The sequence below is a fragment of the Butyrivibrio sp. NC2002 genome, from assembly GCF_000702265.1.
GTDB lineage: Bacteria > Bacillota > Clostridia > Lachnospirales > Lachnospiraceae > Butyrivibrio.
The window spans coordinates 82453-97573 of the sequence record NZ_JNKZ01000011.1 but is presented as its reverse complement, the minus strand read 5'-3'; the positions used below and the strand labels follow the sequence as shown (position 1 = coordinate 97573).

Annotated in this window: 13 protein-coding genes and 1 pseudogene; all 14 read left to right on the top strand. The window is 41.1% G+C overall.

From position 1 onward, the window contains the following. Nucleotides 1-16: 16 nt before the first annotated feature. Complete coding sequence (locus tag T543_RS07015) at nt 17-1123, top strand: putative sodium/potassium/calcium exchanger (protein WP_035767169.1); 1107 nt, start codon at nt 17-19, stop codon at nt 1121-1123. A gap of 132 nt (nt 1124-1255) precedes the next feature. Continuing rightward, entirely contained in the window at nt 1256-1780 is a 525-nt protein-coding gene (locus T543_RS07010; RefSeq protein ID WP_035767168.1) for an adenine phosphoribosyltransferase, read from the top strand. Between the two features lie 21 nt (nt 1781-1801). Further along, on the top strand, nt 1802-4081 hold the full coding sequence (locus T543_RS07005; protein WP_035767167.1) for a RelA/SpoT family protein: 2280 nt from the start codon (nt 1802-1804) through the stop codon (nt 4079-4081). Nucleotides 4082-4125: 44 nt separating this feature from the next. After that, a complete protein-coding gene (locus T543_RS07000; protein WP_051638608.1) occupies nt 4126-4806 on the top strand; it encodes an MBL fold metallo-hydrolase in 681 nt (226 codons plus the stop codon). Between the two features lie 17 nt (nt 4807-4823). Beyond that, nucleotides 4824-6335 carry a coproporphyrinogen dehydrogenase HemZ gene (hemZ, locus tag T543_RS06995; RefSeq protein WP_035767166.1) on the top strand — a complete coding sequence of 504 codons (1512 nt, stop codon included), beginning with the start codon at nt 4824-4826 and terminating at the stop codon, nt 6333-6335. Between the two features lie 90 nt (nt 6336-6425). After that, entirely contained in the window at nt 6426-6833 is a 408-nt protein-coding gene (locus T543_RS06990; protein ID WP_035767165.1) for an ATP-binding protein, read from the top strand. Nucleotides 6834-6869: 36 nt separating this feature from the next. Next, a complete protein-coding gene (locus T543_RS06985; protein ID WP_197023942.1) occupies nt 6870-8207 on the top strand; it encodes an MATE family efflux transporter in 1338 nt (445 codons plus the stop codon). Nucleotides 8208-8315: 108 nt separating this feature from the next. Further along, the gene (locus tag T543_RS06980) at nt 8316-9584 is read left to right on the top strand and encodes an ArsB/NhaD family transporter (RefSeq protein WP_035767162.1); all 1269 of its coding nucleotides are present in this window, start codon (nt 8316-8318) and stop codon (nt 9582-9584) included. Between the two features lie 18 nt (nt 9585-9602). Then, entirely contained in the window at nt 9603-10385 is a 783-nt protein-coding gene (locus tag T543_RS06975) for a Cof-type HAD-IIB family hydrolase (RefSeq protein ID WP_035767161.1), read from the top strand. A gap of 124 nt (nt 10386-10509) precedes the next feature. Further along, nucleotides 10510-11685 (top strand): ABC transporter substrate-binding protein, encoded by a 1176-nt coding sequence (locus T543_RS06970; RefSeq protein WP_035767160.1) that lies wholly within the window; start codon nt 10510-10512, stop codon nt 11683-11685. A 33-nt stretch (nt 11686-11718) separates the two neighbouring features. Then, the gene (locus T543_RS06965) at nt 11719-12468 is read left to right on the top strand and encodes an ABC transporter permease (RefSeq protein ID WP_035767159.1); all 750 of its coding nucleotides are present in this window, start codon (nt 11719-11721) and stop codon (nt 12466-12468) included. Continuing rightward, on the top strand, nt 12458-13036 hold the full coding sequence (locus T543_RS06960) for an ABC transporter ATP-binding protein (protein WP_035767158.1): 579 nt from the start codon (nt 12458-12460) through the stop codon (nt 13034-13036). The genes T543_RS06965 and T543_RS06960 overlap by 11 nt, the downstream gene beginning before the upstream one ends. A gap of 108 nt (nt 13037-13144) precedes the next feature. Then, the gene (locus T543_RS06955; protein ID WP_035767157.1) at nt 13145-14632 is read left to right on the top strand and encodes a 4Fe-4S dicluster domain-containing protein; all 1488 of its coding nucleotides are present in this window, start codon (nt 13145-13147) and stop codon (nt 14630-14632) included. 38 nt (nt 14633-14670) lie between these two features. Next, nucleotides 14671-15120: pseudogene (locus T543_RS16405) on the top strand (beta-galactosidase); the annotation flags it as partial. Nucleotide 15121 lies beyond the last annotated feature (1 nt).

The following is a 15121-nucleotide window of genomic DNA, read 5'->3' as shown; positions in this document are numbered from 1 at the left end:
CTGCGAGGAGGCATTTATGAAGAACAAGAGTGTGAGGGCACTTTTCATAAGTTTAACAGCTGCACTGCTTCTTACAGGCTGCTCGTCTTTTCCGGAAATGACAGATGAACAGTATGATCAGACTGTACAGTATGCTGTGAGCCTTCTTATGAAGTATTCAAATAACGGGGTTGAAAGGCTATCGTCTATAAGTGCGCTTGAGCTTCAAAAACAGATAGAAAAAGAAGAGAGAGAGAAGCGAAAAGCTGAGAGAGATGCGCTTAATCAGGAGGCTGTTGAAAATGCAGAGCTTAATCCTGAAACAGATGGATCAGAAGAAACAGAAGATGTCGCAAAGCTGGATGAGACTGATACAGAAAAGCCACAGACCACGGATGAGAGCAAAACGGATTCTTCATCAGAGGAAAAATCCGATGATCAGGTAAAGGTTGATGTTTCATCAGATGGCGAAGATGAAGATGATATTTCAAAGCTGCTTGATGAATATGAGGATGAATTAAAACAGGGAGAAGTGGCAGCGTCTGATACTGAAAAAACAGACGACGAAGAAAAAACAGAAGATAGTGAAACTGCCAAAGAGGAAACAAAGGCCGAAGACAACAAAAAGGCGGATGAGTCTGAGGATGGCGATAACCCTTCAGAAGATAAGGAAGAGCCTTTGCGGGAAGATTCTTCTCAGGAGGAGCTTGCCCAGAGCACAGATAAAACTGTTGATGGCATGAGACAGGAGCTTTCCAAGGGAATATTCCTTACATATTCCGGTTACAGCGTTGCAGGTTCATATCCTGATGACGATGATGTATTTGTTATAAATGCGGAAGCCGGAAGAAAGCTTCTTATTCTGAACTTCAGGATATCAAATACGAGCGGCTCTGATATGAGTGTTGATATGGAGAAAGGAAATCCTCATTTCCAGGTTGTTTTAAACGGCAAGAATGTAGGATATACAAATGTTACATGGCTTGACAATGATCTGAGTACCTTTAAGGGAACGATAAAAGCCGGTGACAAGGTGAGCATGGTACTTGTAAAGCAGATGGATGCTGCAAAGGTTAAGAGCATTGACAGCCTGGGTCTTATAGGAGATCTCGGAGGAGAAACAATACAGTTTAACCTTGAGTAGAACCTGCCAATAATTATTATGTTTCTATTTTTTGGAAAAAATGCTATAATTATTTAGTTAATTATATTGATATCCTGCATGTATTGTTTATATATGCAGGATGATTTTATTAAAAGATATAGAGGTAACAGAATGAAAAAATTAGATGAGTATGTAAGAACAGTGCCGGATTTCCCTGAGCCGGGAGTAATGTTTCGCGACATCACAAGCGTATTACAGGATCCGGATGGACTTCATATGGCTATAAATGAAATGCAGGATCTTGTAAAAGATATCGATTTTGATGTGGTTGTAGGAGCAGAGTCAAGAGGCTTTATCTTCGGAACAGCAATCGCATACAATCTTCACAAGGGTTTTGTTATGGTCAGAAAAAAGGGCAAGCTTCCCTGGGATACAATCGAGGAATCATATGACCTTGAATACGGCAAGGCTGTAGTTGAGATGCACAAGGATTCCATCAAACCCAGTCAGAAGGTTCTTATCGTTGATGACCTTATTGCTACAGGTGGTACTATTAAAGCTATGTGCAAGCTTATTGAGCGCCTTGGCGGAGAAGTTGTAGGTGTTCTTACAATGATGGAGCTTAAGGGACTTAAGGGCAGAGAAGCTATCGCACCTTATAAGCTTTATGCAGCACTTTCTTACGAAGGAAAATAATAACAGTTATTTGGAGGACACATGGGGGCAACAGAATTTGATGACGGCAAAATTGAATCTATAGATGAGTTTCAGACCCCTGAAGCCCTTTATGAAGGGCTTATTAAACGTGTCCATAAATATCATCCTTCAGATGACATTACGCTTATTGAAAAGGCTTATCAGGCTGCCGCAGAGGCTCATAAGGAGCAACTGCGAAAGTCAGGTGAGCCTTATATTATTCATCCGCTCTGCGTTGCGATAATTCTTGCAGATCTGGAACTTGATAAGGAAACAATCGCAGCAGGTCTTCTTCACGATGTCGTTGAAGATACTATCTATACCAAGGAACAGGTTGAGGAGCAGTTTGGTGCAGATGTTGCGCTTCTTGTAGACGGTGTGACCAAGTTGCAGAGCCTTGCTCTTTCCGGAGATTATGCAAAGAAAACTCCCGATCAGATGGAGATGCAGGCTCAGAACCTTAGAAAGATGTTCCTTGCAATGGCAAAGGATATCAGAGTAATCCTTATAAAGCTTGCGGACAGACTGCATAATATGCGTACTCTCAAGCATATGCCGCCTGAAAAGCAGCAGAGGATCGCGCAGGAAACACTTGATATATACAGCCCTATAGCGGGAAGGCTTGGTATCAGCAAGATCAAGATTGAGCTTGATGACCTTTCACTTAAATATCTTGAACCGGATATTTACTACGATCTTGTAAAGAGAGTTGCGCAGAGAAAGATTGAGCGTGAAAAATATGTTGACGAGATATGTGATGAAGTAAAAAATCACATTAAAAATGCCGGAATAAACGGCGAAGTAAACGGAAGAGTAAAACACTTTTTCAGTATATATAAGAAAATGCACAACCAGGGTAAAACTCTGGATCAGATATACGATCTGTTTGCTGTCAGGATAATAGTCGATTCCGTAAAGGACTGCTATGCATCTCTTGGTGTTATCCATGAGCTGTATAAGCCTATTCCCGGACGATTCAAGGACTATATTGCGATGCCCAAGCCCAATATGTATCAGTCGCTTCATACGACTCTTATCGGCGCATCGGGACAGCCCTTTGAAATACAGATCAGAACCTATGATATGCACCGCGCAGCTGAATACGGTATTGCTGCGCATTGGAAATATAAAGAAGCTTCTGACGGAAAGCACGTAGAAGGCCAGGAAGAAGAGAAGCTTACATGGCTGAGACAGATCCTGGAGTGGCAACAGGACATGTCGGATAACCAGGAATTCATGAATCTCTTAAAGAGCGATCTGAACCTGTTTTCTGAGGATGTATACTGCTTTACTCCAAACGGCGAAGTCAAGAATCTACCTGCAGGCTCTACACCAATAGATTTTGCATACAGCATACATAGTGCTGTTGGAAATAAGATGATAGGAGCAAAGGTAAACGGAAAGCTTGTTCCTATTGATTACAGGATCCAGAACGGTGACAGAATAGAAATCCTTACCAGCCAGAATTCAAAGGGACCCAGCAGAGACTGGCTTAGTATTGTCGGAAGCACATCTACTAAGAACAAGATTAATCAGTGGTTCAGACATGAGTTCAAGGAAGAAAATATCAATAGGGGTAAGGAACTTTTGATTGATTACTGTAAAGCCAAAGGAATTGACATTTACAGTGTGATGAAGCAGGAGTATCAGGAAATCATTGTCAGGAAGTATGGTTTCCACAGCTGGGATGCGATCCTTGCTGCAATTGGACATGGCGGACTAAAGGAAGGCCAGGTCGTAAACAAGATACTTGAACTGTACGATAAGGATCACAAGAGGAATATTACAGATGAGGAAGTTCTTCTTGCGGTTGCGGAGACGAGTGTTACTCCGAAGGTCAGCAGTAGCGGAAGTGCCATTATCGTTAAAGGCATCCATGATGTTGCTGTAAGATTTTCGAAGTGCTGCAATCCTGTTCCCGGAGATCCGATTGTCGGATTTGTCACAAGAGGCCGAGGAGTTTCTATTCACAGAAAAGACTGCGTAAACGTCCAGAACATGCAAAGTGAAGACAGGACAAGACTCATTGAGGCCAAATGGGAGAGCAGAGCGCTTGGCGAAAAATATGTTGCGACTATTAACATATTTGCAAATAACAGACCCGGACTTCTTGCAGATGTATCAAGGGCTCTTACTGAAAAGAATGTTGATATCATTTCCATGAACACTAGGACCAGCAAACAGGGACTTGCTACAATGGAGACATCTTTCCAGGTAGCCAGCAGAGAAGAACTTGGCGAAATTGTTGATAAGATAAGAAATATCGATAGCGTTATTGATATAGAGAGAACAACAGGTTGATATACTGAGCTAAATGCTCAGTATATTTTATTGGTGGAGTATATATGAAAAAAAGAGAGATAGGCGAAGCTGCAGTTGGTTCTATGATGCTTGGAATGGTGCAGACTAATTGCTATTTTGTTTATAAGGAAGACGGAAAAGACCATGAAGCGGGCACAGGTACAGATGAGCCAACACCCGTTGTTTTCTTTGATCCTGCAGACAGCGGGGACAGAATATACGAAGCACTTAAGGACAGAAACTTTTGCGTAGAAGCGATATACCTTACCCACGCGCATTTTGATCATATAGGCGGCGTGAAAGAGCTTGCGGAACTATCGGGTGCAAAGGTTTACTGCTATGAAAATGAAAAGCGCCTCTGCGAGGATACAGAGTACAACCTATCTGCTGATTATGGGTTAAATCTTACTGTAAATCCGGATGGATTTTTGAAGGATAATGAGGAATTGTCTGCAGCAGGTCTTAAGTTCAGACTTCTTGCAACTCCGGGACATACGGAAGGAAGCTGCTGTTATTATTTTTATGAAGATGGGATACTGATAAGCGGAGATACACTTTTTGAGGGTTCGGTCGGAAGGACTGATTTTCCCGGAGGATCAATGAGCACGCTTGTCAGATCGTGCAGGGAAAAGCTTCTTGTTTTGCCTGATGAAACAATAGTATATCCGGGGCACGGACCGGCCACGACCATTGGCTATGAGAAAAAATACAATTCATTTTTATAAAGGAAGTTCTAAAGAAATTGATTTTAGTAGAAGTAAGTAAAGACAGATTTAAATATGACATCCATTCTCTTGTGAAGGCATTCTATCCTGCAGAAGATGTTCTTGTTTTGACAAAAGAAGAGATAGAGGCAAAGAAGGAAAACGGAAGTCTTGAAAAAGAAATCTTTAAGATAGATATGATCTTTGATGATGAGAATAAGAATGTGGAGATGATAATCCTGGAAAACGGTGAAAAGCTCCAGGAAGGGAAGGCGCAATTTACAGAAGATAATGACCTTTCCGATAATTCCACAAATGGGACTAAAGCATCTAAGAGCACACCTAAAAATGCTTTGAAGCAGCTTATGTACAGCCAGCTTTCACAAAAAGTCGGACACGAACTGCCATGGGGAGCACTTACCGGAATAAGACCTACAAGGATTCCCATGCAGATGCTCTATGAGGGCAAAAATTCCGATGAGATAAGGGAATACATGAAGGATACATTTTTTGTATCCGATGAAAAAATAGATTTATCTCTTGGAATTGCCAAAAGGGAAAAGGCAATCCTTGACTCGATCGATCATGAGGACGGCTATAGCATATATATAGGAATTCCTTTTTGTCCTACGACATGCCTGTACTGCTCATTTACTTCATTCCCGATAGTTACGTGGGCTAAGAGAGTCGGAGATTATCTGACCTGTCTTGAAAAGGAAATCGACTTCGTGGCTGAAGCTTTTGGCAATAAAAAGGTCAACTCCGTATACATAGGCGGAGGCACACCCACGACTTTGGAGCCCGACCAGATAAGAAGGCTTATAGGATATCTTGGCAATAAAATTGACATCAGTAATATTTCTGAATTTACAGTTGAGTCCGGAAGACCCGATTCCATAACAAGAGATAAATTAAGAGCCATGAAGGAGTGCGGCGTTTCGAGGATATCTGTAAATCCTCAGACGATGAGCGATGAGACATTAAAGAGAATTGGAAGGCAGCACAGCGTAGCTCAGTTTGTGGATGCCTACAATATGGCCAGGGAAGAAGGCTTTGATAATATAAATATGGACATTATCCTGGGACTTCCGGGAGAAGAGCTTAGCGATGTGGAGCATACCATGCGCGAGATAGAAAAGCTAAGACCAAATGATCTTACGGTTCATTCTCTTTCTGTAAAGCGGGGTTCACGACTTGCGGAGCATATAAGAAATGAAGGGTACTTCCTTGAGAGTGATACGGGAAGGATGATGGAAATAGCTGCTGCCGGTGCGCGCAGTATGGGGCTTATGCCTTACTACATGTACAGACAGAAAAACATCTCCGGAAATCTGGAAAATACAGGTTATGCAGAGGAAGGAAAAGCCGGTATTTACAATATTCTTATGATGGAAGAGGTGCAGTCTATAGTTGCGCTTGGAGCAGGTACTGTTTCAAAGAGAGTTTATGGGGATGGACGCATTGAAAGATGCGATAATGTAAAGGATGTGACCCTTTATATGAACGACATAAGCCAAATGATTGAGAGAAAAAGAAAAATGTATTTATAATTTAATAATTTTTTGGTGTTTTTTTGACGCAAAAGAGTTTATAATTATAATGTAGCGCAAATAGAGTTTTTTAGATGAGGGGAAACTAATATGCGACAACTCGATATTGAGGCAAAAGTTGAAAATTTGAATGAAGTACTTGCATTTGTTGATGAACAGATCGAAGAAGTCGGATGCAGTATGAAAATTCAGATGCAGATAGATGTTGCGGTTGAAGAGATTTTTGTCAATATAGCTCATTATGCATATAGCCCTGAGACTGGGAATGCGACTATCAGAGTTGAAATTATAAAAGAACCGCTTTCTGCTGTTCTGACTTTCATTGACAATGGTGTTCCGTATGATCCGCTTGCCAAGGAAGATCCTGATGTATCTCTATCTGCTGAAGAGAGGCAGATAGGAGGACTTGGAATATTCATGGTTAAGAAGAGCATGGATGATGTGGAATATGAGTATAAGAATGGGCAGAATATTCTAAGGATCAAGAAGGGAATGTGATTTCCCTTAATAATAATATTAACAAGAGTAGGATTTATGGATAAAAACCAAAGAAGACGGGAGATGATGATACAGACGCCGGTTCCCGAGCTCATAATCAAGCTGGCGATACCCACAATTATAAGCATGCTGGTGACTGCAATTTACAATACTGCTGATACATTTTTTGTTGGAAAAATATCTACGGAAGCAACCGCAGCTGTTGGACTTGTATTTACCGTAATGGCTCTTATCCAGGCTCTTGGATTCTTCTTTGGACATGGCTCCGGTAATTATTTATCGAGAATGCTTGGCGCAGGAAATAACGAAGAAGCAAGTAATATGGCAGCTACGGGCTTTGCACTTGCCATTTTGATGGGCATTGTAATGGCTGTAGCTGGCAATTTTTTTATTGACGATTTAGCGAGACTGATCGGTTCTACAGAGACCACTCTTGAAGATACCAGAAATTACATGAGGATAATCCTCATTGGAGCACCGTTTATGACCGGGCAGTTTGTCATAAACAATCAGCTTAGATTTCAGGGAAGTGCCGTATATGCAATGGCAGGTCTTATGAGCGGTGCGCTTATGAATCTGATACTTGATCCGCTTCTTATTCTAGGATTCAAAATGGGTGTTTCAGGCGCTGCAATTGCGACGATCATGGGACAGATTACCAGCTTTGCTGTTCTCTACATTGGAAGCAAAAAAGGCGGTAACATTAGGATCCATCTAAGTAACGTTCATATCAATTTTCATTTTATCAAGGAAATAATAAACGGAGGGGCACCTTCATTATTCAGACAGGGGCTTGCTGCGCTTTCGACGCTTCTTTTAAACAAAGCGGCAGGAAGTCTGGGCGGGGATGCTGCGATCGCGGGTATGTCCGTTACTACCAGAGTCATGATGATGATGGCCTCAGCTCTTATCGGATTTGGACAAGGGTATCAGCCTGTGTGCTCTTTTAATTACGGAGCAGGTCTTAAGAAGAGGGTAAAGGAAGGATATTTCTTCTGCGTTAAGTATTCGACGATATTTCTTACAGTGATAGGCGTTTTGTGCTTTATCAATGCTCCTTTTATCATTTCTGTTTTCAGAAAAGATCCTGATGTTATAGCTGTTGGAGCAGTTGCGCTTAGATGGCAGGCGGCAACTCTTCCCTTAAGCGGATGCATAGTTATAAGCAACATGATGCTTCAGTCCATTGGAAAAGGAATGAAAGCAACGATCACTTCGTCTGCAAGAAACGGTATTTTCTTTATACCTCTGATCCTTATACTTCCAAGAGTATTTGGAATATTCGGCGTTGAAATAACACAGGCGGTAGCAGATATACTCTCACTTGTAATTACAGTGCCGCTGGCATATTCAGAGCTTAGGAAATTCGATTAATTTGATTTAATGGTTCACAAGAGCATAAACATGATATAATTAACAGGATTTTGCAGAAATGACTGCAATGTTCTACTTAAAAACTGATACTGAAAGGATTATTATCTAATGAAAACACTGGCAATCATTTTATTTATTGCAATGTATGTAGGACTTATTGCATTTCCGAAAAGACGTGCGATCATAGCACTTGTTGTTGCGGGAATCTATATTGTTACCGGCATTCTTCCTTACACAGAAGTTTTGGAGGTAGTTGACTGGAATGTTCTTCTTATGATATTCGGAACATTGCTGCTTGTTGACTACTTTATCGAATCCAAGATGCCTAATCTTATAGCGGACAAGCTTCTTGATCTTGCTCCCAATGTAATGTGGGTAACAATTTTTATGTCTCTTTTTTCGGGCATAATATCTGCATTTATCGACAATGTGGCTACACTTCTTATGGTTGCCCCTGTCGGACTTGCAATCTGTAAAAAGCTTAAGATAAACCCTGTTCCCATGATAATTTCAATTGCGGTTTCATCAAACCTTCAGGGAGCAGCGACACTTGTAGGTGATACAACATCAATCATGCTTGGTGCTTATGCCGGAATGGACTTTATGGACTTCTTCTGGATGAATAAGAGACCTGGCATATTCTTTGCAGTTGAGCTTGGCGCTATTCTTACGGTTCCGATCATGATGATCCTCTTTAGAAAGGACAAAGAGCCCGTTTCATCTACGGAAAAGACTGTGGTAACCGATTACGTTCCTACAATTATGATGGTTGCCCATGTAGTACTTCTTATGGGAGCTTCTTTTATAGAAAATAAACCTGAGATCACAAACGGTATGATCTGTCTTGTTTGCTCACTTGTCGGAATGGCTTGGGAGTATATCAAGGATCATGATTTTGAACGCATTACTAAGGTTGTAAAGAATCTTGACTATGATACAGTCCTCCTTCTTACAGGACTTTTCATGGTAATAGGCGGTGTTACAAATGTAGGACTCGTAGATGATCTTGCGAATCTCATTGTAACTGCAGGCGGAAATAATCTCTTTGTTCTCTTTACAATAGTTGTATGGGGTTCTGTACTTATATCTGCATTTATCGATAACATTCCTTATGTTGCGACAATGCTTCCTGTACTTCAGGGCGTAACACTTGCTCTTGGAATAGAGCCGTATCTTCTTTATTTTGGACTCCTGTGCGGAGCAACACTTGGAGGAAATATCACTCCTGTAGGTGCAAGCTGCAACATCGCAGGTGTAGGAATGCTTAGAAAAGAAGGCTATGAAGTAAGTTTTAAGGACTTTGCAAGAATTGGTATTCCCTTTACACTTGCTGCTGTTATAGGAGCTTACGTATTCCTCTGGGGACTTTGGAGATAATAGTTTAGGATTGGATTTATGATTTTATTTTTTGATATAGACGGCACTTTGTGGAATTACAAAAATGAAATTCCCCAAAGTACCATAAATGCCATCAGGAAGGCGAGAAAGAACGGACATAAATGCTTTATCAATACAGGAAGATCACGAGGCTTTGTTACAAACAAGGAGCTTCTTGGCATCGGATTTGACGGCATAGTATCTGCTTGCGGGACGATGATCGAGTACAATGATGAAGTAATTTATAACCAAATGATAGACACGGATACCATTATCCATACACTTAACACTATATGGGGATATAACTTTAAGCCTATTCTTGAAGGACATAAGCATCTTTATCTTGAAACAGACGATTTTAAGGATGATATGTACGGTGCGAAAGTAATAAGAGAGATGGGAGATATGCTTCGCGGTATCAAAGACTCATGGGGCAAATGGGAGATCCAGAAACTGTCCTGCAAAACAGATGTTTCTGTTGAAAAAAGAGACGAATGCTTTAAAAAGCTGGAAGATATCTATGATTACATAGTACATACAGATACCGTTGTTGAGATGGTACCCAAAGGATTTAACAAGGGAACCGGAATCAAAAAGGTCTGCGAGCTTTTGGGAGAGGATATTAAGAATACTTTTTCATTCGGAGACAGTGTAAATGACATAGATATGCTTGTAGCCGCAGGAACCGGGATCGCAATGGGTGAAACATATCATGATCTTAGTGCTTATGCCGACTACATTACCACATCCCTTGAAAATAACGGTATAAGCAATGCGATGAAACATTTTGCTCTTATATAGGCTTTATATGAATTTGCTGAAAGGAGAATTGATTAATAATCATTCTCCTTTTTATGTTATAATGAAAAACGGTGTTCTCTGATAGTGGAGAGCACTGAGTTTCGAGAGGACGGAGACAGATATTATGAAGAAAAAGTTTATCACATTATTAGGTGCTTCGCTTTGCTGTATGACTTTTGCTACGGCTTGTGGTGAAAAGAGCACAACTGAAGAAGATGCAGATACATTAAAATCAACAAAAACCGAAGCAGTAACTGAAGAAGAAAATGCAGAGGCAGACGAAAGCGCAAGTAATGCGCAGAATGATGAAAATACTAATGATTCAGAAGAATCAGATGCTGCAACTGAGACTTCTGAAGATGCAAGCAGCAATACGGAAAATGCTACTGATATTGAAGAAGACGAAAGCTATGAGGTTGTAAGAGTTGGTTCACTTAAAGGACCTACAACAATGGGCCTTGTAAACCTTATGAAGGAATCGGAAGAAGGAAGCTGCAGCGGAAATTATGAGTTTACAATGGAAACTCAGCCTGATGCGATACTTGCAAAGGTGGTTTCGGGCGACCTCGATATAGCGCTTGTTCCAGCTAATGTAGCCTCAGTTTTATATAATAAGACAGAGGGCGGTGTTAGCCTTGTTGATATAAATACTCTTGGCGTTTTATACTGCGTAACAGGGGATGATACAGTAAAAGGAATGGAAGATCTTGCCGGTAAAACTGTTATAACAACAGGTCAGGGAGCATCTCCTGAGTATGTACTCAATTACCTTTTGGAGCAGTACGGTGTCACTGACTGCAATGTAGAGTTTAAATCAGAAGCAACAGAGATAGCAGCAATCCTTGCTGAGGATCCTACAAAGATAGCTGTACTTCCGCAGCCTTTTGTAACAGCTGCAACAATGAAGAACAGTGAGATCAAAATAGCTTTCAGTCTTACGGGAGAATGGGATAAGATTTCTGAAGGCTCACAGCTTCTTACAGGTGTTACCGTGGTTAGAAATGACTTCTTAGATGAACACGAAAAAGAAGTGACTACATTTTTAGAGGAACATAAAAGAAGCACAGAGCTTACAAAGAGTGCTCTTCCTGAAAGTGCGCAGCTCGTTGCCGAGTATGGCATTATAGAGAAAAAAGAAATCGCAGAAGTAGCGATGCCTGAGTGCAATATTGTATGCATATCTGGCCAGGAAGCAAAGGATGCGCTTTCCGGATATCTTGATGTTTTATTTAATGCAGATCCTAAGGCAGTAGGCGGCTCAGTTCCTTCTGATGATTTTTACGCATTCACACTTAAATGATTGTTTAATGGGGATTAGTTTTTTGGGGATAATATGAAAATATTAAAAAAAATAGGTATAGTTCTTTTTTGGCTGATCATCTGGCAGATCATTGCAATCATCATTCATAATGATATTCTTTTTGCAGGACCTTTTCAGACAATAACTTCACTTGTGAAGATGTCTAAGGATACAATCTTTTTTGATTCAGTCTTATCATCCTATCTGCATATCATGGCAGGAATTCTTGCAGGTGTTCTTGGTGGAACACTTCTTGGAAGTCTGTCATACAAATACAAAATACTCGATGAATTTTTATCGCCTATAGTACTTATGATCAAGGCGGTTCCTGTTGCGAGTTTTGTTGTTCTTGTACTTATATGGATCGGAAACAGCAATCTTTCAACAGTGATCTCGGCACTTGTTGTATTTCCGATAGTATATACTTCTGTACTTACGGGGCTTAGAAGCAGGGCTACAAAGCTGATTGAAATGGCATATGTATACAGAATGCCCATGTTTAATCAGATAAGATATATTTATATTCCCCTGGTTCTTCCTGTATTTAAGAATGCTATCGCGCTTTCTGTCGGCATGGGCTTTAAGAGCGGTGTTGCTGCTGAAGTAATAGGGCAACCCATATCATCCATGGGAAATGGTTTGTACAACGCAAAAATATATCTTGATACCGGAGAGTTGTTTGCATGGACAGCGGTCATTGTATTGGTATCATGGATTACGGAGAAAGTCATTACACTTCTTTTAAATGTTTTTTGCGGGAAAGGAGCGGTAAATGACAATTGATCTTGAAAATATTACAAAATCCTATGGCGATCTAAAAGTTCTGGATCATTTTAATCTGGAGATAGAAAATGATCATACCTATGTGATAACCGGACCTTCCGGAAAAGGAAAGACAACGCTGGTAAGGATTCTGCTTGGTCTTGAGGAAGCGGATGAAGGCAGAGTACACCTTATGGGTGATTACAAATATCCATATCTTAACGCGGGCGTTGTATTTCAGGAAAACAGGCTTTGCGAGGATTTTAATGCCATAGAAAATGTGGTCATGGTGAATAAAAAGAATTCCGCAAAGGTAGCAGAGGAAGAGCTTTTAAAACTGCTCCCTGCTGATTGCTTAAAGAAACCAGTAAGAGAGCTGTCGGGAGGAATGAAGAGAAGAGTTGCAATAGTAAGAGCGTGCTCAATTCCTTTTGATATGCTGATAATGGACGAGCCCTTTGCGGGACTTGATAAAGAAAACAGGGAAAAGGCAATAAAATATATAAGAGAAAAGCAGGGAAGATCCCCGCTTTTTATAACAGCACACGACGGCGAAGAGTTTGATTTTGGCAGAATCATAGAACTTTAAGCTAATATATGTTAGTGTTAGTTAAGAGGCACAACTATCAGGTTTAATACCGGATAAGGATACTTCTTTGGGGTATACGGATAAAACCGGTGATTTAGAGGAGATTTTATGGTAACAAATGACAAAGGTATAATCAGTTTAAAGCACAACATTATGGAGGAAGTATGCAGACTTGCGTGGGAAGATAAACTTGACGAAGAGCATAAGGAACAGATCGTGCTCAAGATAAGCCCAGGCCCCAAGCCTGATTACAGATGCTGTGTTTATAAGGAAAGAGAAATTGTAAGACAGAGAATCAGACTGGCATGCGGACAGGCACCTACTTATAATGAGGGGTCCCAAAACATTGTTCAGGTTATAGACCCTGCCTGCGACGAATGCCCCATTGCATCATTTTCTGTTACTGATAACTGCAGATTCTGTATTGGTAAGGCATGCCTCAACTCATGTAAATTTGAGGCAATTCATCCCGGTGATGTAAGAATGCACATTGATCCCGCCAAGTGTAAGGAGTGCGGAATGTGCGCCAAGGCCTGCCCTTACGGAGCGATAGTCCATCTTGAGAGACCCTGCCACAAGGCTTGCCCTGTTGGAGCTATCACTTATGATGAATATGGATTCTGCAAAATAGATGAAGATAAGTGTATCCAGTGCGGACACTGCATACATAGTTGTCCTTTCGGAGCTATAGGCTCAAGAACATTCCTTGTTCAGATAATTGAGGCTATCAAAGCCGGAAAAGAAGTCATAGCAATGTGCGCTCCTGCGACAGAGGGACAGTTTGGCGAAAATATCTCAATGGCTGCAGTAAAGAATGCGCTTAAAAAGCTTGGCTTTGCAGATATGGTTGAAGTTGGTCTTGGCGGCGATATGACAGCTGCTTATGAGTCAAAGGAATGGGCTGAAGCATACGCAGAAGGTAAGAAGATGACTACATCATGCTGCCCTGCATTTATCAATATGCTTAAGAAACACTTCCCGGATCAGTTCAAGGAGAATATGTCCACAACAGTATCTCCTATGTGTGCTATTTCAAGATACCTTAAGGTTACACATCCCGGATGCGTTACTGTATTTATAGGTCCCTGCATTGCAAAAAAATCAGAGGCTCAGGACACATCAGTTCCGGATAATGCTGATTTTGTTGTTACTTACGGTGAACTTCGTTCTCTTATGCGCTCCAGGGATATTGAATTTGAGCCTGTTGAAGATGAGTATCAGGAGTCTTCAATCTGGGGTAAGAGATTTGCTACAAGTGGCGGTGTTGCCAATGCAGTTATAGAATGTATGCAGGAGAGAGGTCAGGACACATCAGAACTTAAGCTTCTTAGAGCAGCAGGTGGTATTGACTGTAAGAAAGCACTTACGCTTCTTAAGATGGGAAAGCTCCCAGAAGACTTTATCGAGGGTATGGTTTGTCCCGGAGGATGTCTTGGCGGACCTTCAAAGCATAAAACAGAGGTTGAAATCACCAAGGCAAGAGCCGGTCTTCTTGCAAAAGCCGATGGAAGAAAGGTGCTTGATAACCTTAAGAATTATCCTATGGATAAGTTCTCAATGCACAGAGATGGCAAGCACATCGATCTTCCGGACTAATCCATGAAATCTGTAACTGACTTTTTTCATTTCAGGCAGGCATTGTGCGAGAGTATCTAAGAGAAGATCAGTTTATCACCCATAATACCGATTTTAACTGGATAGGATATTCATACGGTATAAACGGAGAAACAGATGTGTACGACAACTGCAAAGTCCTGGATATTGCAGGCGTTGATATATATCATCCCTCGCAGGATAAGCTTACCGGTATGGAGATTGCCTTTGGCGGAGATGTGACAAGATCTGTCAAGGGGAATAATTATTATGTGCTTGAAACACAGGCGCAGGGCTTTCCCGGATGGACTCCTTTTAAAAATCAGCTGAGGCAGCAGGCGTATGCGCACATTGCAAACGGCGCAGACATGGTTGAATACTGGCACTGGCATTCACTCCATAACTCGTTTGAGACATATTGGAAGGGCGTTTTGTCCCATGATTTTAAGGAAAATGCTATTTACAAAGAGGCATCTGTTGTTGGAAATGAGT